This window comes from Mesonia aestuariivivens (assembly GCF_019311235.1).
GTDB lineage: Bacteria > Bacteroidota > Bacteroidia > Flavobacteriales > Flavobacteriaceae > Mesonia > Mesonia aestuariivivens.
In genome coordinates this window covers 100859-124189 of record NZ_JAHWDF010000011.1, presented here as the reverse complement: position 1 = coordinate 124189, position 23331 = coordinate 100859, and the positions used below count along the sequence as shown (strand labels likewise).

The following is a 23331-nucleotide window of genomic DNA, read 5'->3' as shown; positions in this document are numbered from 1 at the left end:
AAGTGATCGGTGATGTGGTGAATGATATTGAGAATGAAGGCGCTGTTTACGACGAGATCATCGAATTATTAACCAGCAATAGCGATGTATTTACAGATCTTGGAGAAGGAAAGTTTAGCCATACTTCGGTAGATGGGACAGCGGTAGACTTTGATGCCAATACAGTGAGTTACACTAGAGATGTGAATAATAATTATGTATTCACCAATGCCAATGGAGAAGGGGTTACAGTAGAAGTGATTGGCGATGTAGTTAATGATATCCAGAATGAAGGCGCTGTTTACGACGAGATCATCGAATTATTAACCAGCAATAGCGATGTATTTACAGATCTTGGAGAAGGAAAGTTTACCCACACTTCGGTAGATGGCACAGCGGTAGACTTTGATGCCAACACGGTGAGTTACACTAGAGATGCCAATAATAATTATGTATTCACCAATGCCAATGGATTAGGGGTTACGGTAGAAGTGATTGGCGATGTGGTGAATGATATCCAGAATGAAGGCGCTGTTTATGATGAGATTTTGGAATTATTAGAGAATAACAGCGATACTTTCGTCAACAACAACGATGGCACTTTTACGCACACTTCGGTAGATGGCACAGCGGTGGACTTTGATGCCAATACAGTGAGTTACACTAGAGATGCCAATAATAATTATGTATTCACCAATGCCAATGGATTAGGGGTTACGGTAGAAGTGATTGGCGATGTGGTGAATGATATCCAGAATGAAGGCGCTGTTTACGACGAGATCATCGAATTATTAGAAAATAACAGCGATCAATTAGAAGATATTGGCGGAGGTATTTATAGACATATTACTGCTAGTGGCGATACTTTAGATATAGATGTCAATGCTGTAAGTTACGGAGCAACTACTGCTGGAGGATTTACTTTTACGAATCTCAATGGTCAAGGGCAGACGGTAAATTTTACTGCGGAAAATGGTTTAAATAAGACTTACAGAAAATTTAAATTAGGAGGCAATTTAACTGAAGCTACCACAATAACTACAACTGCTACTAATACTTTAGCAATTGAAGGCTTAGAAGATGGGAAAACACCTCCGCATTTTATTGTGGTTATGGATGATGACGGTGTTTTAAAAAAAGTAACCGCAGCGATGCCTAAGTTTTTTTATATGCCACCCATCTTAATTCCTACTTCAGCAGATCAAGTTCCAGCAGGAGAAACCTATGGTGTAGTGGATTTGTATCAGAAATATTCAAATCAATTTGGAGGAACTAGCAGTCCTGCTTTAGTGACTAATCCTAATAACACAGGTAATACGTTGCCAGTTATAAATGCTTCAAAACTTAACTATTATGTAACTTATTATGATTCTTCAGTATTTCAAAATGTAGCTATCTCTAATAATGGAGTGTTAACGTATGATGTAATTAATAATTCTCAGGTTAGTACAGCATCGTTTATGAATATTGTTTTTGAAGTAAAATAACTTTTGATACAGAAATGAAGAATAATAAAATCTATATAATATTAATGTTAGTGGTTATAAGTTGTAGCCCTTATATGCAAGCCCAATGCTACCCTAACCAAATTGTAACTTCTACTTTTGCTACAGGAGGAAACGGACTTTATTTAAACAAAATTGTTTGGCTTACTTGGGGCGCTAATAATCAATCGCATACGTATGGGCTTAGTAATCAGACACTCCAAAATGGAGAGACTTCTTACGCTTCAATTAATTTAGGAGGTAATAAGTATTTTTGCTTGCAAGCCACTTTAAAAAATATTACTCCAAACGCGCCTATACAAAGTTATATTCCAGGAAATTATACTGGAGATTCATTAGACGATTTATATAATATTGGTGGTGCCGGGACTAACAATCAAATGGTATCGGGTATCAAAAATGAAAATAGTGGTAGTACTTCAAGATTTTCAGTAGAATGTAAAGCTTTTTTAGATGGTAACCCGGTAAGATTAAAAGGACTTGTAGTTGCTGATGCAGAATCATTGGCTTCTTCAGAAGAAATAAAAGCTAGTGCGAATGGTGAATGGAAAATAGTTGAAGTGAAAAAGAATTTGAATGCCGGAGCTTACCGAGCTGAAAAAACGCAAAATGGTACAGAACAGCAAATTCGTTTTTACCAAGGAAATGACAATAATACCGCTGCCATTTCTATTTTATCTTTTTCAGAAAATGCTTATGCTACAGAAGCGAATGATTATGCAGTTGAATTTAATGTAGAGATTAAAGGGAGTGGCTTAACCGCTATAGCTTTAGGGATAATTTTGCCCGAAGTAGACGGTGGTGACGCTCTAGAAATTTACGGAAACCCTCTGCATATTATAGATAAAACTAGTTTTAATGATGATCAAATAGCGCTCAATTCTCCTAAAAATCTAAATACAAGTAATTATCAACCTGCTCAGGAAGTACAAGTAACTAACCTTTCACATATCGGATCGGAAATACCAGATACCGATCAAAGCACTCAATATAGTATAGATGCTTTAGGAGACGATAATGATGGAGGAAGTATAAATGAAGAAGATGCATTGCCAGCAGAATTAAAACGCTTTAGTCATGAAAATTTTAATTATAAAGCTGAAGAAAATTTTGAGATGCAAGTGCCTTATTATGCTTTGAAAGCAAGTTTTTTACAAGGTTGGATAGATTTTAATTTAAATGGAGTTTTTGAAACCTCAGAAGGTGTAATGGTCGAAGTTCCTGCAGGAACAGGAACCGCTACGTTAAATTGGGTGGTGCCAAATGATGTGGTGCTAGCTCCAACTTACGTAAGATTAAGACTTTCTGAAAACTATTACGGAAACTTAACCCCAGAAGCAACGTTATTAAAGGGAGAAATAGAAGATCATCGAATGTATGTTGTAAAACCTGTACTCGTAAATCCTTCTATTCCTTCTGTAATTCAAGAATAACTAAAATTGAAAATAAAAATTTACATACTATTATTTTTTTCTCTCTCCTATACAGGGATAAAAACGTATGCGCAAACGGTAAATACGGGCATGTTGTATGTAAGTGAAAACACAAAATTTTCTAGTGTTTCATCATTTTATAACACACCAGAAGCTAAGTTTTATAATGACGGTCGCTCAAGCTTATATGGAAATCTTACCAATGAAGGGATTTTTGATTTTTATAATCCTACAGGAGTTTTAAGAATGGTAGGGAAACAACTTCAAACCATTGCAGGTGATGAGATTTTTACCACTAATTTTCATTTAGAAAATTTAACACCTTTTATTGCTTTTCAATTAAAAACTAAAGTTAATGTATATCAACATGTAAACTTTAATTTGGGTATTTTAGAAAATAGAGTTTATCAAGGAGAACTTAATTTTTTAGAAAATGCTATGGCTTTTAATGCTTCTTCATTAAGTTTTGTAGATGGTCCGGTACATAAATATGGGAATTCAGATTTTGTTTATCCTATAGGAAATCGTAATTTTTATAGACCTGCTAGAACATCTAATTTAGTGTCTACGCATTTAATTAAAGCTACTTATTTTCTTTCTAACCCTGGTGTAACTTACGATTTACAATTAAAAGATCCGCTAATCGAGAAAATAGATCATCAAGAATATTGGGAAATATCGATCGATGAATCACAAGAAATGTTATTAAGCTTAGGCTGGGATGCACAAACCACTCCTTCATTTATATTGAATCAATTAAATCAAGAAAATGCGGTTCATATTGTAAAATGGAATGCTAATGCGAAACGTTGGATAGATATAGGTGGAGCTATAAATTTTTCAGAAGAAGCAATAACTGCTGCAGTTAAAGAGTCTGGAATTTACACTTTCGCACTTATGAAGTTTAAAGAGATAAATCCTTGCGATATTATAGTATTTAATGCCGTTACTCCTAATAATGATGGTTTTAACGACTCCCTTAAAATTGAAAATGAAAACCCAGATTGTGCTCAAAATTTAGTGGTTAAAATTTTTAATAGATGGGGGGTTAAAGTCTTTGAAACAAATAGTTACGGAGATCCTGGCCAGGTTTTTGATGGATATTCAACAGGAAGATTAACTGTGCAAGAGCAATCACAACTTCCTTCAGGTACATATTATTATTTATTAGAATATAACTATAAAAAAGGAAAAGGTTTATCGAAGCATGCCAAGTCAGGATATATACACTTAAGTGTAGAATAAGATATTATTACTTATGAAGTTAAAATACATACATATCTTATTTTTGTTTTTCTGTGCTGTTGTTCAGGGCCAACAAATTTCACAATTCTCCCAATACATGTATAATACGATGAGTGTTAACCCAGGATATACGGGTACACGAGAAGTACTAAGTGTCGTGGGGCTTTACCGTAATCAATGGGTAGGAATAGACGGAGCACCACAAACGTTAAATTTTTCAGCTCACACTCCACTAGGAGGCAGAAGTTTAGTGAATTTAGGTTTAGATGTGGTGAGCGATAGAATAGGAGCTTCCAATCAAGAATATGTAGCGGGTAATTTTTCTTATATTTTGCCGTTAGACCGAAGTGAAGAGACTAGACTATCGTTTGGAGTAAAAGCAGGAATAGAAAACTTATCCGTAGATATTAATCAATTGCTTATTGCAGATGTAAACGATCCCTTATTATTTAACACCAGTGAATTTTCACCGGTGGTAGGGATGGGAGCTTACCTGTATACAGATCAGGGCTACTTGGGTATTTCTACTCCTAATTTATTGCAAACCAAACGATATAACGATATCGCCTTATCTACGTACACCAATAAAGCACACATTTATTTTATAGGAGGTTATGTATGGGAGTTAAATCGAAATTTAAAATTTAAACCAGCGTTTTTAGTAAAATCAGTATCAGGAGCACCTCTGGCTGTAGACCTTTCTGCTAATTTTTATATCAATGATAAACTCACTTTGGGGGCATCTTATAGATTAGATGCTGCGGTAAGTGCGGTAGTGGGTTTTCAAATTTCAGAGCAAGTCATGCTAGGCTATGCATACGATTATGAAACTACCGAATTAAGCCGTTATAATAGTGGCTCTCATGAAGTTTTACTACGTTTTGAACTATGGGGCAATTATAGAAATAGATTTAGGTGTTTTTAGAATTAGATGACTACAAGTAGCGAAGAACTCAATCAAACATCAAAAATTAACTTTATGGCCTATAATACTTCGGTATTCATATATTATTTCAGTTCTTCAATTACATAGAATTAAAAGTTATGAAAATGCCTATTCTTGATTCAACATTTAGCGATTAAAAGAATAGAGAATGAAAAATAAATTTCAGTAAAGATAATTTTATAAAGATTAAACTTCTTAGGTTTATAGAGGTCTAACAACAAAACCTAACTACTTAATTTTATGAAATTTAATTCTAGGGTAATTTTACTAGCACTAATGTCTTTATTGTGTTTTGCGTATGCAAAAGCACAAGATTTTCAAGTAAAAGGAAAAGTAATAGATTCAGAAAATACACCCCTTGAGTCTGCCACCATTCACATCGAAAAAGTTCAGGATAGTAGCCTGGTAGATTATACCATTTCAGATGTAGATGGTAATTTTTCTGTAGAAGGTAAAAGTGATGCCAATGCAATTAATATATTTATAAGCTATACGGGTTTTAATACTTATAAAAAACAATTCTCTTTACAAGAAGAATCGAATATTGATTTAGGTGAAGTGATCATGAAATTTTCAACCAATAGTTTAGAGGAAGTATTGGTAAAAGGAAATCGTGCTCCAGTAACCATTAAAAAAGACACGTTAGAATTTAATGCCGCTTCCTTTAAAACACAGCCTAATGCAAATGTAGAAGATGTGTTAAAGCAATTACCAGGAGTAGAGGTTGATAATAGTGGTAAAATTACGGTCAACGGCAAAGAAGTTTCTCGAATTTTAGTGAACGGAAAAGAATTTTTTGGCGACGATCCCAAAATAGCCACAAAAAACTTACCCAAAGAAATTATCGATAAAATTCAAGTGGTCGATACCAAGACCAAATCTGAAGAATTTACTGGAGAAGAAGGAGATTCTGAAAATAAAACCATTAACCTAACCGTAAAGGAAGATAAAAATAAGGGATATTTCTCTAGACTAACTGCAGGAGGAGGAACTGATGAACGCTATGAGCTAAGCGGAATCGCCAATTATTTTAAGGATGAATTACGTCTGAGCGTTTTAGGGAGTTCCAATAATATCAATTCTTCTGGATTCACCTTTGATGAAGTTTTCGATGCCATGGGACGAAGTGCTTATTCTATTAATGGCAACGGTGGTGGCGGAATTACAAAGGCTGATAACGCTGGTTTCAACTTCGCTAATCAATGGGGAGAGAAAGCAGATTTAAATTCAAATTATTTTTTTAATCGCACCGATAATAAAACGGCAACCAAAGTAGAACGAGAGAATATTTTGCCTGATAGAACTTATTTTAATAATTCAGAATCTACTTCAAATCGTCAAAACGATAACCATCGTGCTCGGGTAAATTTTGAATTTAAACCCGATAGTTTAACGAGAATCTCCTTTCGACCTAATGTAAATATGAATAAAGGTTTTTCAACCAGTAATTCGTTTACAGAATCTTTTGAAAATGACGGAACTCCAATTAACAATGCGACGACTCAAAAAAAAGGAGAGGTATTTAATGCCAATTTTAGCAATCGTTTTGATATCACTCGAAAGTTTGGAGATAAAGGGGCATTCGTTCGTTTGGGCTTAAATACGACCAATGCTACTTCAGAAGACGATCAAGTTTATTATTCCTCTAGAGAAATATATAACGACTCAGGAAATTTAGAAAGTACCGAAGTTCAAGATCAATTTATCGATCAAGATACAGAAGAAGATGAATATGCATTAGAGTTTCGTTCTCGTTTACCGCTTTCAGGTCAAGTTTCCTTAGATTTAGGCTATTCTTATCGAAAATCTAATCAGAGCAGTGCAAGATTGGTTTATGATAGAGAAGAAGGAGAAGAAGTTTTTAATTTGTTAAATAACGAGTTGAGTAACGATTTTGAATCTGAAACCTTCAATCATCGTCCAGAACTGGGGTTGGTTTTCAATAGCGATAAAATACGAGCAAATTTTTCGGGAGGCCTTCAAAATATACGCTTAAAAAATAAAGATTTATTTACAGAAAGCTCTTTCGATAATACTTATACTAATTTATTTGTAAACGCTAATGCAAGGTACAAATTAACCAAAACTAAATCTGTTTATTTTAATTATAGAAGTTCTAGAAATACCCCAAGTTTAACTCAATTACAACCGGTAACCAATACCACCAATCCGTTAAATATTGTAACAGGTAATCCTGATTTAGAGCCCACATTAGAACATAGTGTTTATGCTAATTTTAATAATTACGATTTTAAATCACGCTCAGGTTTTTATGCCTATTTAGGTGGAAGTTTATATAAAGATCGGGTAGTTTCATTTACAACTACAAATGAAGATTTGGTAAGAACTACCACCTATACCAATGTAAATGGGGCTTATAGTGCTTTTGCAGGCTTTAGTTTGAATAAAAATATTGAATTAGAAAATGGAAACTCCTTAAATCCAAGAGTAGGTTTTAGAACCACTTTTAATAGAAACGTAGGTTTCTCTAATACTCAAAAATATAATTCAGAAACCTTATCTCTATCTCCTCAATTAGCGATAAGGTATGAAATAGAAGAATTTTTAACTTTAGATCCTAATTATCAATTAACCTATAACAATGCAAGTTACAGTTTAGATGCTAATAGAAATCAAAACTATATTAACCATAAGCTTGGTATAGAAGTTACTTCTTATTGGCCTAAGAATTTTATTTTTGGTAACGATATTAGTTATCAACATATGGGAAATATGGCTCCTGGTTTTAAAAATGATTTTGTATTATGGAATATGAGCTTAGGTTATCAATTATTAGGTGACGATGGTATTGTTAAAGTGAAAGTTTTTGATGTATTAGATCAAAATATAGCAACTTCTAGAAATACAGGAGAAGATTTTATTCAAGATACTCAGCAGTTAGTTTTAGAGCAATATGTCATGTTCAGTTTCACCTATAAATTTAGCAAATTTGGAGGAAAAAAACCGAATGATAAAAGAGGTAGGTTCTAGTTTTTTACAAGTGTTTGGTTATAAAAAGTCCCATTTACTTTAAGTAAATGGGACTTTTTATTGAGGCCACCAAAGGGTTTAATACCCCGAGACTTACTTTGAATTTAAATGTCAAGTTTTATGAATTACTAGATTTACCAACTTCCGCCAGCACCGCCGCCTCCAAAGCCGCCGCCGCCGAAGCCACCACCAAAGCCGCCACCGCCGCCAAAACCTCCGCTGCTACCAAAGCCACCAGAAGAATGTCCGCCGCCGCCAAACATACCGCGACCAAGGCTGCTTAAAATAATAGCATCAAAAATTGTATCTGCACCGCCTCTTCGACCGCCGCTACCGTTGCCTCCACCTTTATTTTTCTTGATAATAGAAATGATAATTACGATAAAAATAATAAATACGATGATAAGAGGAAATGGATTGAAATCAAGATTTCTTGCTTGGTTAGCTTCAAAACTTCCGCTCATTACTTGAATAATTGCCGTAGTTCCTTTGTCTAAACCACGATAATAACTTCCGCTTTTAAATTCAGGTAAAATTACTTGATCGATAATAGTTTTACTGGTAGCATCGGTCATATATTCTTCTACACCATAACCGGTAGCAATGAAGATTTGGCGATCTTTTTTAGCCAAAAGAATTAAAAAACCATTGTCTTTATTATTTTGCCCAATTCCCCAAGCTTGTGCCCATTCTGCGGCATAAGTGCCAATGTGTTCGCCGTTTAAACTGGGAATTGTGGCTATGACAATTTGCGTAGAGGTGGTGTCTGCATAACGTAGTAACTTTTGTTCTAAACTGCTTTTTTCTGAAGCGTTTAAAACATTTGCTCCATCATAAACACTAGTTTCTTCTGAAGGCTTATCAGGTATATTTAATTGAGCGAAACCTACAGTTGCGATCAATAATAATACAATGGTGAATAAAGTTTTTTTACTAAAAATAGATGAGCTCTGTTGCATTATCCTCTAGATATTTCGTCTGAAAGTTCATTAATGTCGTCTTGTTGGTAAGGGAAATGTTGTTTTAACTGTTCTCCTGCTTTTAAAATGCCATCGATTAAGCCTTGTTTAAAGTTGTCTTTTTTAAAATGAGCTAACATGATATCTTTGGTGCTTTCCCAAAAATTATCGGGTACTTTTTTATCAATACCTTTATCACCTAAAATATAAAACTGACGGTCTTCTAGCGCTAAATAAATAAGCACACCATTTTCAAGTTTAGTATTATCCATTTTTAATTCATGAAAAACAGCTTTAGCACGATCTAAAATTTTAATAGGACATTTTTTTTCGAGATGAACTCGAATTTCTCCAGAGGTGTTTTTTTCTGCAGTTCTAATTGCTTCCACAATTTGCTCTTCTTCTTCAGCTGAAATTAATTCTTTAGCCATTGCTTTAGTTTTTTTAGGAGATAATCTTCTTGCTAAACTTGAATTAGAAAAAGATTATTCATGAAAAAATGCTGAAAAAATTCAGCATTAGTTTTTTAAAATTCTACGTCAGGAGCTTTCTCTGCGCCAGCCTCTGCTTCAAAAGGCGTCATTCGTTCAAACCCAAACATTCCTGCAAAAATATTGTTAGGAAACTTTCTAATATAGGTGTTGTATTCACGAACAGAACCATTAAAACGGTTACGCTCTACGTTAATTCTATTTTCAGTTCCTTCTAATTGCGATTGTAAATTACTGAAGTTTTGTGTGGCCGTTAATTGTGGGTAGCGCTCTACACTAACCATTAATTTAGAAAGCGCAGACGATAGTCCGCTTTGTGCTTTTTGAAATTGTTGTAGCGATTCATTATTTAAATTATCGGCACTAATGTTAACAGAGGTCGCTTTAGCTCTAGCTTCAATTACATCTGTTAGGGTGCTTTTTTCAAAATCTGCAGCACCTTTTACAGTATTAACGAGATTCGGAATTAAATCTGTTCTACGTTGGTAGGCACTTTCTACATTAGCCCAAGAAGCTTTTACATTTTCTTCTAATTCTACGGCTGTATTATTTACGCCTGCAGTAAGGCTGTAACCAATAATACCAATGACTACAATTATAATTACGGGGATTAACCACTTTTTCATTCTTTGTTATTTAAAGTTGATTTTTAATATTGTTTAATTCAGATTTTATATGTTCTAATTTACGAATAATCTCGAAGTTGTTGAGCGTTTCGGTCTTTTCTTCTTTTAAATGTGTTTTTGCACCTTCTAGGGTAAAACCTCGTTCTTTAACTAAGTGGTAAATTAATTCGAGATTTTTAATATCTTCTTTGGTGAATTTTCGATTTCCCTTAGCATTTTTTTTAGGCTGAATTACATCAAATTCTTTCTCCCAAAACCGGATGAGCGAAGTATTTACCTTAAAGGCTTTGGCAACTTCGCCAATACCATAATAAAGTTTTTCTGGAAGGTTAACGTGCATTAATCTAAAGATTGATTTTCTAAACTAGACTGGTTTAACATAATGTCATATTCTTCAGCTGTTAGGTCGCCGTGATAAAAGTTAATAGGGTTCACCACTTTTCCGTTTTTATGCACTTCATAATGCAAGTGAGGAGAGGTAGATAAACCGGTACTTCCTACCTCGGCAATAATTTCTCCGCGTTTAACTTTTTGCCCTTTTTTTACTTTGAATTTGCTAAGGTGCGCATAATAAGTTTCATAACCAAAGCCATGATCTAAAATTACTAAGTTACCAAAACCAGTAGTACGTTGCGCCCTTTTTACGACTGCATCTCCAGTAGCATAAACCAAAGAACCTGTGGGCGCGCTAAAGTCCATGCCATTATGCATTTTACGGTATTTTAAGATAGGGTGCATTCGCATCCCGTAGCCAGAAGCCATGCGTCTTAGATTTTCATTTTTCACGGGTTGAATGGCGGGTATAGCAGTAAGTAACTTTTCTTTTTCTTTCGCTAAAGCCGCAATTTCATCTAATGATTTAGACTGAACGACAATTTGTTTTTGTAAAATATCTAAACGCTTGTTGGTTTCTATCAGTAATTCAGAATTATCATAGCCCTCTAAGTTTTTATAGCGGTTAACCCCACCAAAACCTGCTTTTCTTTGCTCTTCTGGTATGGGATTGGCTTCAAAATAAACGCGATAAATATTGTCGTCTCGATGTTGCACCTCTTCTAATACTTGTTGAGCGTGAGTCATTTTTTTATTTAAGACTCCATATTGTAATTGCATATGCTGCAACTCTCGCTTTAGTGCTTTTTCTTTTGGAGTTTCAATTTGTGGCAAGTTTAAGTAAACCAGTAATAATAAAAATCCTGCTAAGAAAGAAGCCGTTACCGCTAACAATCCATACCCCCATTTTCTACCTTTTTTATGCTCTATTTTTCGGTAAGAAAGGGTTTCACTATCGTAATAATATTTAACCTTCGACATTGTCTGAATTTATGCTATTTTTGTCATCAAAAATTAAGCAGTTCTGCTTAAGAAGACGAACAAAGATAAAAATTGTTTCACTAGTAACATAATTTAACATTAAAGTTGCAAAAAGTCGTGTATGAAATCTAACGAAATACGTAGCAAATTTTTAGAGTTTTTTGAATCTAAAAAACATCAGATTGTACCATCAGCACCTATGGTGATTAAAGATGATCCTACCCTGATGTTTACCAATGCAGGGATGAACCAGTTTAAAGAATATTTCTTAGGAAATGCTACTCCCAAAAATTCTAGAGCTACAGATACTCAAAAATGTTTGCGCGTTAGCGGTAAGCATAACGATTTAGAAGAGGTAGGGAAAGATACCTATCACCATACCATGTTCGAAATGCTAGGCAACTGGAGTTTTGGCGATTATTTTAAAAAAGAAGCAATTGCTTGGGCTTGGGAATTACTTACCGAGGTTTTTGAAATTAATCCTGAAATTCTTTACGTTACTGTATTTGAAGGTGATGAAAAAGATGGTATTGGTAAAGATGAAGAAGCTTATAATTTTTGGAAAGCGATCGTCCCTGAAGAGCGTATTTTATTAGGAAACAAAAAAGATAATTTTTGGGAAATGGGAGATCAGGGACCTTGCGGGCCTGCCTCTGAAATTCATATCGATATTCGTTCTGAAGAAGAAAAAGCCAAAATCTCAGGTAAAGAGTTGGTGAATCAAGATCACCCGCAAGTGGTAGAGATTTGGAACTTGGTTTTTATTCAATATAACAGAAGAGCAGATGCTTCTTTAGTAGAGTTACCTAACAAACATATTGATACAGGAATGGGCTTTGAGCGCTTGTGTATGGTGATGCAAGATGTGAAGTCTAATTACGATACCGATGTGTTTACACCGCTAATTCGTGAAATACAAACCATAACCAATACTATCTACGGGCAGTCTGAAGAGCTAGATATTGCTATTCGTGTTATTGCAGATCACGTTCGTGCTGTAACCTTTGCCATTGCAGATGGGCAGTTGCCAAGCAATAACGGAGCAGGTTATGTGATTCGTAGAATTTTACGCCGTGCGATTCGTTACGGCTTTACATTCTTAAATCAAAAAGAACCTTTTATCTATAAATTGGTGGCTACTTTAAGTCAGCAAATGGGCACTGCTTTTCCAGAACTAAAAAAGCAGAAAAATCTTTGTGAAAATGTGATTAGAGAAGAAGAAAATTCATTCTTAAACACCTTAGATCAAGGTTTAGTTTTATTAGATCAGATTATTGAAAAAGCCGATGGCAAAGAGATCTCTGGTAAAAAAGCCTTTGAGCTTTACGATACCTTTGGTTTTCCTATAGATTTAACGGCACTTATCTTACAAGAACGCGGTTTTAAATTGAATGAAACGGAGTTTGAAAAAGAACTTCAGCAACAAAAAGAACGTTCACGCTCTGCCGCGCAAACCAAAGCGGAAGATTGGCAAATTTTACGCGAAGACGATGAAGAAGAGTTTATTGGTTACGATAGTCTTGAGGCGCAAGTGAAAATCACCAAATTTAGAAAAGTAGAAAGTAAAAAAGACGGTACTTTATATCAATTGGTATTTAACCTAACTCCATTTTATCCTGAAGGTGGTGGGCAAGTAGGCGATAAAGGTTACTTAGAAAGTACTAACGGAAATGTAACTTACATTGTAGATACCAAAAAAGAGAATAACCAAATTATACATATTGTAAAAAATCTTCCCGAAGATTTAGAAGGAAGTTTTAAAGCGGTGGTAGACGCCAAACAGCGCTCAAGATCTGCTTCTAATCACTCGGCAACCCATTTGTTACATCAAGCACTGCGTAGTATTTTAGGAACGCACGTCGAGCAAAAAGGATCGATGGTGCATAGCAGTTACTTGCGTTTTGACTTTTCACATTTTAGTAAAGTTTCTCCAGAAGAATTAAAACAAGTTGAAGCTTTTGTGAATGCGAGAATTCGCGAAAATCTTCCGCTAGAAGAAAATAGAAAAATAGCTTATGCTGAAGCTATCGAACAAGGAGCCATAGCATTATTTGGTGAAAAGTATGGCGATGCTGTAAGAACGATTCGCTTTGGAGAGTCGATGGAGTTATGCGGAGGAACGCACGTGCCCAATACCTCTGAAATTTGGCATTTTAAAATTGTTTCTGAAGGAGCTGTTGCATCGGGAGTACGAAGAATAGAAGCGATAACTGGCGATGCTGCAAAAGATTTCTTGACGCAACAAAGTGAAAACTTTAACCAAATTAAAACGCTATTTAAAAATGTAAAAGATCCCATTAAAGCGGTGAACGATTTGCAGGAAGAAAATTCAGCATTAAAAAAAGAAATTGAAGTGTTGCTTAAAGAGAAAGCAAAAAACGTAAAAGGAGATTTAAAAAGTGAATTAGCCGAAATTAACGGGGTTCAGTTTTTAGCCAAACAAGTAGATCTAGATGGTGGCGCTTTAAAAGATTTGTCTTTTCAGTTAGGGGGTGAGGTTGATAATTTATTTTTATTATTAGGATCTGCTCATAACGGTAAGGCGATTATTTCTTGTTATATTTCTAAAGATTTAGCTGAAGCGAAAGGTTTAAATGCAGGTCAAATTGTTCGAGAACTTGGGAAACATATTCAAGGCGGCGGCGGCGGACAAGCATTTTTTGCTACAGCCGGAGGGAAAAATCCTGATGGAATTGCAAAAGCGTTAGAAGAAGGGAAAAAGTATATTAGTTAGTGAGGTGAGTTGGTGAGTTGATGAGGTTTTAATTTTTTCAACTTGTCAAACCGAGCTTGTCGAAGTTTTGTTTAAAAAGGTTAAAAGCTCCCCTCCTTTTAAAGGAGGGATATTAAGACTTGTTCTTGGCAGGATGGTTTAATAGAATATCTGATCCCGTATCAAGTCTGGGATGACGCTTTTAAATATTTAAGTCGGCGTCATGCTGAAATTGTTTCAGCACCTCATATTGGTAATCAATTTCAACCTTAATATCAACTTCATTTTCAATTTAGAAAATTATGCAACTTCAAACTCAACTTAATGTACCTCAGCAGCAACCCCAAATAGATTATACGTCTAGGGTATTGCTGTTGGGATCTTGTTTTGCTGAAAATATAGGAGAGAAATTTGCTTATTATCAATTTCAGCAGCTACAGAATCCGTTGGGTATTTTGTTTCATCCGTTTGCAATTGAGAACTTTTTAAAGCGTGTTGCTAATCAAGAAAAATTTACGGCAAAAGCTATTTTTCAGCATCAGGAAATTTATAGTTGTTTTGAGGCTCATTCTCGGCTGAATGCTTTGTCTGAAAATGAACTACTAAACGACTTAAATACAGCGCTAGAAGAAACTTTTCACTTTTTAAAAACGACTTCACACGTAATTATTACGTTGGGAACTTCTTGGATTTATAAACATATTGAGCAGAACAAATATGTAGCGAATTGTCATAAAATTCCACAGAAAAATTTTAATAAAGAGCTTTCATCCGTTACTGAACTGGAAAAAAGTCTTCAAAAAAGTGTGGCTTATATTCAAGAGATAAATGCCGACTCTCAATTTGTTTTTACAATTTCTCCGGTAAGACATTTAAAAGATGGTTTTATAGAAAATCAGCGAAGTAAATCGCATTTAATTGCAGCACTTCATCAAGTTTTAGAAAACAAAAAAAGACTTGCTTATTTTCCTTCTTATGAAATCATGATGGATGAGTTGCGCGATTACCGTTTTTACACTTCAGATTTATTGCATCCTAACAACACAGCTATCGATTATATTTGGGAACGTTTTCAAGCAAGTTGGATGGCAGAAGAATGCTTACCAACGATGAAAAAAGTACAGCAGATACGACAAGGCTTATCGCACCGACCTTTCAATCCAAAATCCGAGTCGCATCAAAAATTTCAGCAAAAACTTCAGCAGCAAACCAAAGAGATTCAGCAATCATTTCCATTTATGGAGTTTTGAAATTGTTAATGTAAATTCAAAAAACGGCGAGGTTAAAATTGTTTCTTGTAATTTAGAAACAAATTCCAATATATGAGAAAGTTTTTACTAGGTATTTTGGTTTCACTCGTATGCTTTTTTGGGTATGAATATTTTAAAAATCAGTTTCAAGAAAATGAAAATCTATTACAGGCTTCTAATTTAATTGAGAAAGAAATTAAAAATGTAAGTAAACTTGTGGTTTCTGAAGGAAGTTATGCCAAAGTCTATACTTATGAAAATACTGAAAGTTTTGTATTTAAATTTTTATTGGCACGTAAAAAAGCCCTAATCGTGGTGAATGCTAAAGCGAATGTGAGTTACGATTTGCGTAAGATGAAGTATGAGGTAGATGCAGAACAAAAAACTTTAAGAATTACTCATATTCCAGATCCAGAGCTTCATATTAATCCAGATATTAAATACTACGATGTTACTCAAGATTACCTTAATCAATTTGATGCGAAAGATTATAATAAGATTAAAGGGAAAATTAATTCAGATTTAAGAGATCAAATTAAAAATTCGGTCTTGATGAAAAATGCTGAAAACCGATTGATTGCTGAATTACAGAAACTTTTTGTACTCACCAGTTCTATGGGATGGACGCTTCAGTACAATCAAGAAAACTTTTTAACCGCGGAAGATTTAAAAAACTTAAACTTATAACCTACTATAATTATAGGTTAACAACATTGGCTTTTTTATTTTATGAAATTTACGACTCGAAAAAAAGAAATCATTTTTACAGCTGCAAAACTTTTTAGAAAAAAAGGTTATAGTGCCGTTTCTATGAGAGATTTAGCTCAAGCTTTAGATATGAAAGCTGCAAGTTTGTATAATCATATTAACTCAAAGCAAGAGATTTTATCGATTATCATTTTAGAGGTGGCAGAAAATTTCACCCAGCATATCGATTCGGTACTTCCGCAAGAGGCAAGTTCTATAGAAAAATTAGAGTCGGTTATCGAGAATCATATTAAGATTACAGTAGAAAAAACAGATGCTTTGGCCTGCTTGAATAACGATTGGATGCATTTAGAGCAATTAGCATTAGAAAATTATCTACAAATGCGTAATACTTATGAGGCTAAAATGAGAAGTATTATTGAGCAAGGTATAAAAGAAAAAGAATTAAAAACGGCAAACATAGAGTTAGTTTTGTTTTCGTTACTCTCTACATTAAGAACACTTTATTTGTGGTATGCTAAAAACAGAACAGTGTCTATTAAGCTTTTAACTAATGAAATGAAACAAAATTTACTACTTGGTATTATCTTATAGTAGTAGCTTTAACATCAGAGATTTGGAAGTTAAACTAACAATCGTTAGTTTTGTTAGGTAACCAATATGATGAAATGGCAAAATTTCACAACATTACCGTAAAAAACGTTTATAAAGAAACCAAGGATTGCACGGTGATTGAATTTGATATTCCTGAAGATTTACAGGAAGATTTTAATTATAGTCAAGGGCAACACCTAACCTTAAAAAAAGATTTTAAAGGAGAAGATGTGAGGCGGTCGTATTCTTTATGTTCAAGTCCAGTAGATCAACAATGGCAAGTCGCGGTTAAAAAAATACCTACAGGTAAATTTTCAACTTTTGTTAATGATGAGCTTAAAGCGGGAGATCATTTAGAGGTAATGGTGCCAAGTGGTAAGTTTGGCGTAGAAGTAGCTTCTAATGAATCTAAGAACTATATCGTTTTCGCAGCGGGTAGTGGGATTACTCCTATTATATCGATGATTAAGACGCATTTAAAGATGGAGCCAGAAAGTAAATTTCAGCTTTTCTATCTGAATAAAAATGTAAAGTCGATCATCTTTAAAGAAGAGCTAGAACAACTGCGGAATAAATATTTTGGTAGATTAGAGATCTTCTATTTTCTAACACGAGAACAGCGTGATATTCCAATGTTTAACGGAAGGTTTGATGAAGAAAAAATACAGCAACTTACCAAAAGTTTAATCGATGTAGAATTGGTAGATGAATGTTTTATCTGTGGTCCAGAAAAAATGATCTTCTTACTTAGAGACGAATTGAGGAAAGCAGGTCTTTCAGAAAATAAAATTCATTATGAATTATTTGTCACCGGAATTTCTGAAGATGATAAGAAAAAAGCAGCTCAAGCTATCGAGCATAAATTTGATGGAACTCAGGTTACAATTTTAGACGGTGGTAAAGAATTTCATTTCGGCATGACAGACGACTACGATAATGTACTCGATGCCGCTTTGGGAGCTGGCGCAGATTTGCCTTTTGCTTGTAAAGGCGGAGTTTGTAGTACGTGTAAATGCAAAGTGATTGAAGGTAGCGTAGAGATGAAAATTAATTATGCGCTAGAAGATGATGAGGTGGCTAATAAATTTGTATTGAGTTGTCAGTCGGTCCCTACTTCAGAAAAACTGGTAGTCGATTTTGATGTGTAATGACTAAAGCTATGAAATACTTAAACTAAGTTTCATTTTTAGAGTTGTAATCATTATCTTTTAAGAAAATTAAGACAGCTGTGAAAATCTGAATTTTCAGGTTTTATTCTAAAGAGGTGATAATTTAATTGAAAAATTGAGACTTGATTTGGAGTGCTTTAATACTTGTAGCTAATAGCTGAAAGTTAAAAACAAAAATTATGAGTGAGCAAGAAGTGAAAAATTTAGAAGAGATTTTCGAGCAAAAAATTGCTAGAGATGAGAAGATAGAGCCTAAAGACTGGATGCCAGAAAAGTATCGTAAAACTCACATTAGGCAAATGTCACAACATGCGCATTCTGAAATTATAGGCATGTTGCCTGAAGGGAATTGGATTACAAGAGCGCCTTCGTTACGAAGAAAAGTAGCGCTGTTGGCAAAAGTTCAAGATGAAGCTGGTCACGGTTTGTATTTATATAGTGCTTGTGAAACTTTAGGAATTTCTCGTGAAGAATTGTACGAGCAATTGCATACAGGAAAAGCTAAATATTCAAGTATTTTTAATTACCCAACAGTAACTTGGGCAGATATGGGAGCTATTGGTTGGTTGGTCGATGGAGCAGCTATTATTAACCAAGTACCACTTTGTAGTACTTCATTTGGGCCTTACGCTCGCGCGATGGTGAGAGTTTGTAAAGAAGAAAGTTTTCACCAACGTCAAGGTTACGAAATTATGCTAACGCTTTGTCGAGGTTCAGAAGAGCAAAAACAAATGGCACAAGATGCATTAAATCGCTGGTGGTGGCCATCCTTAATGATGTTAGGTCCAACAGATGATGCTTCAACGCATACCGAGCAATCGATGAAATGGAAACTAAAACGTAAAACGAATGATGAATTGCGTCAGCAATTCATTGATCAAACCATTCCGCAAGCCGATATTTTAGGACTTACTATTCCAGACAAAGATTTGAAGTGGAATGAAGAAACTGGTCACTACGATTTTGGAGAAATCAACTGGGATGAGTTTTGGCAAGTGGTAAAAGGTCACGGACCTTGTAATAAAGAACGCCTGCAAACTCGCGTTGATGCTTGGGAAAACGGAGCCTGGGTGCGAGATGCAGCCATGGCATATTCAGAAAAGAAAGCAGCTAAAAAAGTACAAAAAGCAAGTTAAATTGATATAGTGATAGAAACTAAATGAGGTATCTTATAGACTCATTTCTAATTACTCACTACTAATTACAATATTATGTCAGACAACAAAAAAAACTGGCCACTTTGGGAGGTTTTCGTAAGAAGTAAAAACGGACTAGAACACCGTCATTTTGGAAGTTTACACGCTGCCGATGAAGAAATGGCGCTAGAAAATGCTCGTGACGTATATACGCGAAGAAGCGAAGGCGTGAGTATTTGGGTAGTACAATCTAAAAATATCACAGCATCTAATCCAGAAGAAAATGGAGAAATGTTTGAGCCAGCAGCAGATAAAGTTTATCGTCATCCCACATTTTACGATTTACCAGATGAGGTAAAACATATGTAATAGAATTATGAAATTAAACTTATGTAAGATGACTTCAACTTAAATAAAATTCAATGCAAAAAGATATTTTAATAAAATACATTCTCGGTATTGCCGATAATTCACTCATTTTAGGTCAGCGTTTGGGAGAATTAACGGGGCACGGCCCAACTTTAGAAGTAGATATTGCGATGACAAATATTTCACTAGATTTATTTGGTCAGGTGCGCAGTTATTTTCAATACACAGCTCAACTTTCTGAAGAAGATAAAACCGAAGACGATTTTGCCTTCTTGCGTAAAGAACGTGAATATATAAACGTCTTACTCGTTGAACAACCTAATCGCGATTTTGGTTATACGATTGCTCGTCAGTTTTTATTCGATCATTTTCATTTCCTATTTTTAAATGAATTGCAGAATAGCAAAGACAAAACTTTGGTTGCTATCGCTAAAAAAAGTTTGAAAGAGGTGAGTTATCACAGGAGATTTTCTTCAGATTGGATTAAACGTTTAGGAGACGGAACCGAAGAAAGTAAACGAAAAATACAAATTGCTATTAACGATTTGTGGCGATTTACAGAAGAACTTTTTCATCAAACAAATGCCGATGTAGAAGCCATAAAAGAAGGTATTGGTATTGATACAGATAAAATTAAAGCCAAGTATTTAGAAAACGTTTCTGAAGTTTTAGCTGAAGCAATGCTAGAAAAACCAGATTTAAAGTTTTTTCAAGAAGGCGGCAAAAAAGGAATACATTCAGAACATATGGGATATTTGCTGAACGATATGCAATATATGCAGCGCACGTATCCAGGAATGAAGTGGTAAGTAAATTTTTCAGTTAACTAGAGAAGATTGAAAATGATTTACGTTACAATTTAAAAATTCATCATTTATAATTCAAAATCACTCAATTGGTAGAAGAAAAAGTACATATTTCAGAAAAGTTGGCGCCGATTCTTAAACAAGTTTCAGATCCAGAAATTCCTGTGCTTTCTATCATCGATTTGGGTGTAGTTCGTTCTGCAGAAATTAAAAATGGAGTTGCTGAAGTTAAAATAACACCAACCTATAGCGGTTGTCCTGCAATGGATGTAATTGGTGATGATATTAAAACAGCACTTTTAGAAGCTGGTTATCAGGCTAAAGTAGATTTAATTTTAGCTCCGGCTTGGTCAACCGATTGGATTACCGAAGAAGGAAAAATAGCTTTAGAAAAATACGGGATTGCAGCTCCGTTAGAAGCTTCAGCAGATAAAAAAGCACTGTTAGGAGAAACAAATGTAGTAAAGTGTACCAATTGCCAATCTAAAAACACACAAATGGTGAGTCAGTTTGGTTCTACCGCTTGCAAAGCACTTTTTAAGTGTAACGATTGCCAAGAACCGTTTGATTATTTTAAATGTTTAATCTGAGGAAATTGAAATCGAACCTTAACTCGAAATTGAAAAGAGTTAGAAAACCTTCGGCTTCAATTTCATTTTCAAGTTCTAAAAAATATGAGCAAAAGCATTCAAGTTGAAATTAAATATAACGTAGCTAAAATTAGCCTAAACCGTCCAAAAGTTTTTAATAGCTTCAATCGAGAAATGGCACTTACTTTACAGGAAGAATTGAAGAAATGTGAATCAGATCCTGAAGTAAGAGCTATTTTAATAACTGGTAACGGAAAAGCTTTTTGTGCCGGCCAAGATTTAAATGAAGTTATTGATCCAGCATTAAATCCAGGATTCAAAACTATTTTAGATGAACATTACAACCCCATCATTCAACTTATTAGAAATATAGGAAAACCTGTTATTGCTGCGGTAAACGGAATAGCTGCTGGTGCAGGAGCAAACATAGCTTTAGCGTGTGATATTGTTGTAGCTGTAGAAAGTGCAGCATTTGTTCAGGCATTTAGTAAAATAGGTTTAATTCCAGATAGTGCAGGTACTTTCTTTCTACCACGATTAATAGGTTTTCAAAAAGCATCAGCATTAGCGATGTTGGGCGATAAAGTTTCTGCAGAAGAAGCAGAGCGACTAGGGATGATTTACAAGTATTTCTCTACAGAAACATTTGAAGAAGAAACGTGGCAAATGGCAACTCAACTAGCCAAAATGCCTACAAAAGCTTTAGCCTTAACCAAAGAAACCTTAAATCAGTCGTTAAATAATACCTTAGAAGAGCAATTGGCTTTAGAATCTAAAAACCAGATAAAAGCTGCTTTTACGGCAGATTATAAAGAAGGAGTGACTGCATTTGTAGAAAAAAGAAAACCCAATTTTAAAGGAGAGTAAACTATTTCAAACTTAGAAATTGCAAATTTTATATTTAAAATTTGAATGAGTTTTTAATAAAACATAATTAAGAAATTTATTAGGGTGATAGTGTTGTAAGTTAAAAATATTTTATGGAGATAACTGAGATTTAAAAGAAATATGACGTCTGAAGAATTAGAAAATAGATTAATTCATTTTGCTGTAAATTGTATTAAAGTAACTAAGCATTCAGATCAAAGTTTTGCATCTCAGTATTTATGTAGTCAATTAATACGGTCAGCTACAAGTGTTGCTCTAAATTATTCTGAAGTTATTGCTGCAAAATCTGCAAGAGATTATATTCATAAGATGCAGATTTGTTTGAAAGAATTAAGAGAATCTAAAACAAATTAAATAATTAAAAGGGACGAAAATTCATTTTGGAACTAAAACTAAATTTGAATTTTGAAATGTAACCTGAAAAATTAAAATATATGACTGTTGGAATTATAGGTAGCGGAACCATGGGAAGCGGTATTGCACAAGTAGCAGCTACAGCCGGTTGTTCCGTAAAAGTTTACGATACCAGCCAAGAAGCATTAACTACGAGTGAAGATAAACTGAATGAGGTGTTGTTGCGCCTTATTGAAAAAGAGCGTATCGATGATGCTGAAAAAAATAGAATTCAAGGCAATATTTCTTACGTAGCTTCTATTCAAGATTTAGCCGATGCAGATTTAACCATTGAGGCAATTATCGAAAACTTAGAAGTTAAACAGAAAGTATTTCGAGAGTTAGAAGCTTGTCAAACCAAAGATGCAATTATTGCTTCCAATACATCTTCTCTATCTATAGCCTCGATTGCTTCAGCATTAGAAAACCCAGAACGCGTCATTGGAATTCATTTTTTCAATCCAGCACCTTTAATGCCATTGGTAGAAATAATTCCAGCAGTACAAACCTCAACAACAGTAAAAGAAAAGGTAGTCAAAATTATCTCCGACTGGAAGAAAGTTGGTGTTTTAGCTAAAGATACGCCTGGTTTTATTGTAAATCGCGTTGCACGTCCGTTTTATGGAGAAGCACTTCGAATTTATGAAGAAGGGAAAGCCGATATTCCGACCATCGATAACGCACTTAAAGAACTAGGAGGTTTCAGAATGGGGCCTTTTGAGCTCATGGATTTTATTGGGCACGATGTGAATTATACAGTTACCGAAACTGTTTTTAAAGAATTTTATTACGATCCGCGTTACAAGCCGTCTTTTACTCAAAAACGCTTAAAAGAAGCAGGCTACTTAGGCAGAAAAACCGGTAATGGTTTTTACGACTATAAAGATGGTAAGATTGATAAAAGCCGTCATCCTGAACTTGATTCAGGATCGCATCAAGATAATCTTTCTCAACAAATCCTAGACCGTATTTTAGTGATGCTCATCAATGAAGCAGCAGACGCACTGTTTTTAAACATCGCCACCGCAAAAGATATCGATTTAGCCATGACTAAAGGCGTAAATTACCCTAAAGGACTTTTAACTTGGGCTAATGAAAAAGGAATGGATTGGTGCGTTAAAAAAATGGATTCGCTTTACAACGAATACCATGAAGATCGTTATCGTTGCAGTCCACTATTAAGAAAAATGGATAAAGAAGGCGATAGGTTTTAGGGGTTGGCGAGT

Annotated in this window: 21 protein-coding genes and 1 pseudogene; 17 read left to right on the top strand and 5 right to left on the bottom strand. The window is 34.6% G+C overall.

Going from position 1 to position 23331, the window contains the following annotated elements:
- From KW502_RS11295 to KW502_RS11275, 5 genes and pseudogenes are all read left to right on the top strand, one after another.
- Nucleotides 1-1466 (top strand): annotated as a pseudogene (locus tag KW502_RS11295) (hypothetical protein); the annotation flags it as partial.
- 14 nt (nucleotides 1467-1480) lie between these two features.
- Complete coding sequence (locus KW502_RS11290; RefSeq protein WP_219040664.1) at nucleotides 1481-2917, top strand: CshA/CshB family fibrillar adhesin-related protein; 1437 nt, start codon at nucleotides 1481-1483, stop codon at nucleotides 2915-2917.
- 6 nt (nucleotides 2918-2923) lie between these two features.
- The gene (locus KW502_RS11285) at nucleotides 2924-4162 is read left to right on the top strand and encodes a T9SS type B sorting domain-containing protein (RefSeq protein ID WP_219040663.1); all 1239 of its coding nucleotides are present in this window, start codon (nucleotides 2924-2926) and stop codon (nucleotides 4160-4162) included.
- Nucleotides 4163-4175: 13 nt separating this feature from the next.
- Nucleotides 4176-5087 carry a PorP/SprF family type IX secretion system membrane protein gene (locus KW502_RS11280; RefSeq protein WP_219040662.1) on the top strand — a complete coding sequence of 304 codons (912 nt, stop codon included), beginning with the start codon at nucleotides 4176-4178 and terminating at the stop codon, nucleotides 5085-5087.
- 261 nt (nucleotides 5088-5348) lie between these two features.
- On the top strand, nucleotides 5349-8099 hold the full coding sequence (locus tag KW502_RS11275) for an outer membrane beta-barrel protein (protein ID WP_219040661.1): 2751 nt from the start codon (nucleotides 5349-5351) through the stop codon (nucleotides 8097-8099).
- A gap of 134 nt (nucleotides 8100-8233) precedes the next feature.
- Here the strand turns inward: KW502_RS11275 and KW502_RS11270 are convergent, their stop codons facing one another.
- The 5 genes from KW502_RS11270 to KW502_RS11250 all read right to left on the bottom strand — a co-directional run bounded on the left by KW502_RS11270 (nucleotide 8234) and on the right by KW502_RS11250 (nucleotide 11489).
- Nucleotides 8234-9058 carry a TPM domain-containing protein gene (locus KW502_RS11270; RefSeq protein WP_219040660.1) on the bottom strand — a complete coding sequence of 275 codons (825 nt, stop codon included), beginning with the start codon at nucleotides 9056-9058 and terminating at the stop codon, nucleotides 8234-8236.
- Entirely contained in the window at nucleotides 9058-9489 is a 432-nt protein-coding gene (locus tag KW502_RS11265; RefSeq protein WP_219040659.1) for a TPM domain-containing protein, read from the bottom strand. The genes KW502_RS11270 and KW502_RS11265 overlap by 1 nt, the downstream gene beginning before the upstream one ends.
- Before the next feature lie 95 nt (nucleotides 9490-9584).
- Nucleotides 9585-10175 (bottom strand): LemA family protein, encoded by a 591-nt coding sequence (locus tag KW502_RS11260; RefSeq protein WP_219040658.1) that lies wholly within the window; start codon nucleotides 10173-10175, stop codon nucleotides 9585-9587.
- A 10-nt stretch (nucleotides 10176-10185) separates the two neighbouring features.
- On the bottom strand, nucleotides 10186-10515 hold the full coding sequence (locus tag KW502_RS11255; RefSeq protein WP_219040657.1) for a MerR family transcriptional regulator: 330 nt from the start codon (nucleotides 10513-10515) through the stop codon (nucleotides 10186-10188).
- Nucleotides 10515-11489: a M23 family metallopeptidase gene (locus KW502_RS11250; protein ID WP_219040656.1), complete on the bottom strand. Its 975-nt coding sequence runs from the start codon at nucleotides 11487-11489 to the stop codon at nucleotides 10515-10517. Before KW502_RS11250 ends, KW502_RS11255 begins: the two co-directional genes overlap by 1 nt.
- Nucleotides 11490-11610: 121 nt before the next feature.
- Between KW502_RS11250 and alaS the strand changes: the two genes are divergently transcribed.
- The 12 genes from alaS to KW502_RS11190 all read left to right on the top strand — a co-directional run bounded on the left by alaS (nucleotide 11611) and on the right by KW502_RS11190 (nucleotide 23319).
- Nucleotides 11611-14223, top strand: a complete 2613-nt coding sequence (gene alaS, locus KW502_RS11245) for an alanine--tRNA ligase (protein ID WP_219040655.1) — start codon at nucleotides 11611-11613, stop codon at nucleotides 14221-14223.
- A gap of 281 nt (nucleotides 14224-14504) precedes the next feature.
- The gene (locus tag KW502_RS11240; protein ID WP_219040654.1) at nucleotides 14505-15452 is read left to right on the top strand and encodes a GSCFA domain-containing protein; all 948 of its coding nucleotides are present in this window, start codon (nucleotides 14505-14507) and stop codon (nucleotides 15450-15452) included.
- A 72-nt stretch (nucleotides 15453-15524) separates the two neighbouring features.
- Nucleotides 15525-16139: a DUF4230 domain-containing protein gene (locus KW502_RS11235; RefSeq protein WP_219040653.1), complete on the top strand. Its 615-nt coding sequence runs from the start codon at nucleotides 15525-15527 to the stop codon at nucleotides 16137-16139.
- Nucleotides 16140-16181: 42 nt separating this feature from the next.
- On the top strand, nucleotides 16182-16754 hold the full coding sequence (locus KW502_RS11230; RefSeq protein WP_219040652.1) for a TetR/AcrR family transcriptional regulator: 573 nt from the start codon (nucleotides 16182-16184) through the stop codon (nucleotides 16752-16754).
- Nucleotides 16755-16828: 74 nt separating this feature from the next.
- Nucleotides 16829-17902: a 1,2-phenylacetyl-CoA epoxidase subunit PaaE gene (paaE, locus tag KW502_RS11225; RefSeq protein ID WP_219040651.1), complete on the top strand. Its 1074-nt coding sequence runs from the start codon at nucleotides 16829-16831 to the stop codon at nucleotides 17900-17902.
- A gap of 200 nt (nucleotides 17903-18102) precedes the next feature.
- Nucleotides 18103-19059, top strand: a complete 957-nt coding sequence (gene paaA, locus KW502_RS11220; RefSeq protein WP_219040650.1) for a 1,2-phenylacetyl-CoA epoxidase subunit PaaA — start codon at nucleotides 18103-18105, stop codon at nucleotides 19057-19059.
- Nucleotides 19060-19134: 75 nt separating this feature from the next.
- Nucleotides 19135-19428 carry a 1,2-phenylacetyl-CoA epoxidase subunit PaaB gene (gene paaB, locus KW502_RS11215; protein ID WP_219040649.1) on the top strand — a complete coding sequence of 98 codons (294 nt, stop codon included), beginning with the start codon at nucleotides 19135-19137 and terminating at the stop codon, nucleotides 19426-19428.
- A 53-nt stretch (nucleotides 19429-19481) separates the two neighbouring features.
- Complete coding sequence (paaC, locus tag KW502_RS11210; protein WP_219040648.1) at nucleotides 19482-20237, top strand: 1,2-phenylacetyl-CoA epoxidase subunit PaaC; 756 nt, start codon at nucleotides 19482-19484, stop codon at nucleotides 20235-20237.
- Nucleotides 20238-20323: 86 nt separating this feature from the next.
- Nucleotides 20324-20824: a 1,2-phenylacetyl-CoA epoxidase subunit PaaD gene (gene paaD / locus KW502_RS11205; protein ID WP_219040647.1), complete on the top strand. Its 501-nt coding sequence runs from the start codon at nucleotides 20324-20326 to the stop codon at nucleotides 20822-20824.
- An 84-nt stretch (nucleotides 20825-20908) separates the two neighbouring features.
- The gene (locus tag KW502_RS11200; RefSeq protein ID WP_219040646.1) at nucleotides 20909-21691 is read left to right on the top strand and encodes an enoyl-CoA hydratase-related protein; all 783 of its coding nucleotides are present in this window, start codon (nucleotides 20909-20911) and stop codon (nucleotides 21689-21691) included.
- Between the two features lie 141 nt (nucleotides 21692-21832).
- The gene (locus tag KW502_RS11195) at nucleotides 21833-22066 is read left to right on the top strand and encodes a four helix bundle protein (protein ID WP_219040645.1); all 234 of its coding nucleotides are present in this window, start codon (nucleotides 21833-21835) and stop codon (nucleotides 22064-22066) included.
- Nucleotides 22067-22146: 80 nt separating this feature from the next.
- The gene (locus tag KW502_RS11190) at nucleotides 22147-23319 is read left to right on the top strand and encodes a 3-hydroxyacyl-CoA dehydrogenase NAD-binding domain-containing protein (RefSeq protein WP_219040644.1); all 1173 of its coding nucleotides are present in this window, start codon (nucleotides 22147-22149) and stop codon (nucleotides 23317-23319) included.
- Nucleotides 23320-23331 lie beyond the last annotated feature (12 nt).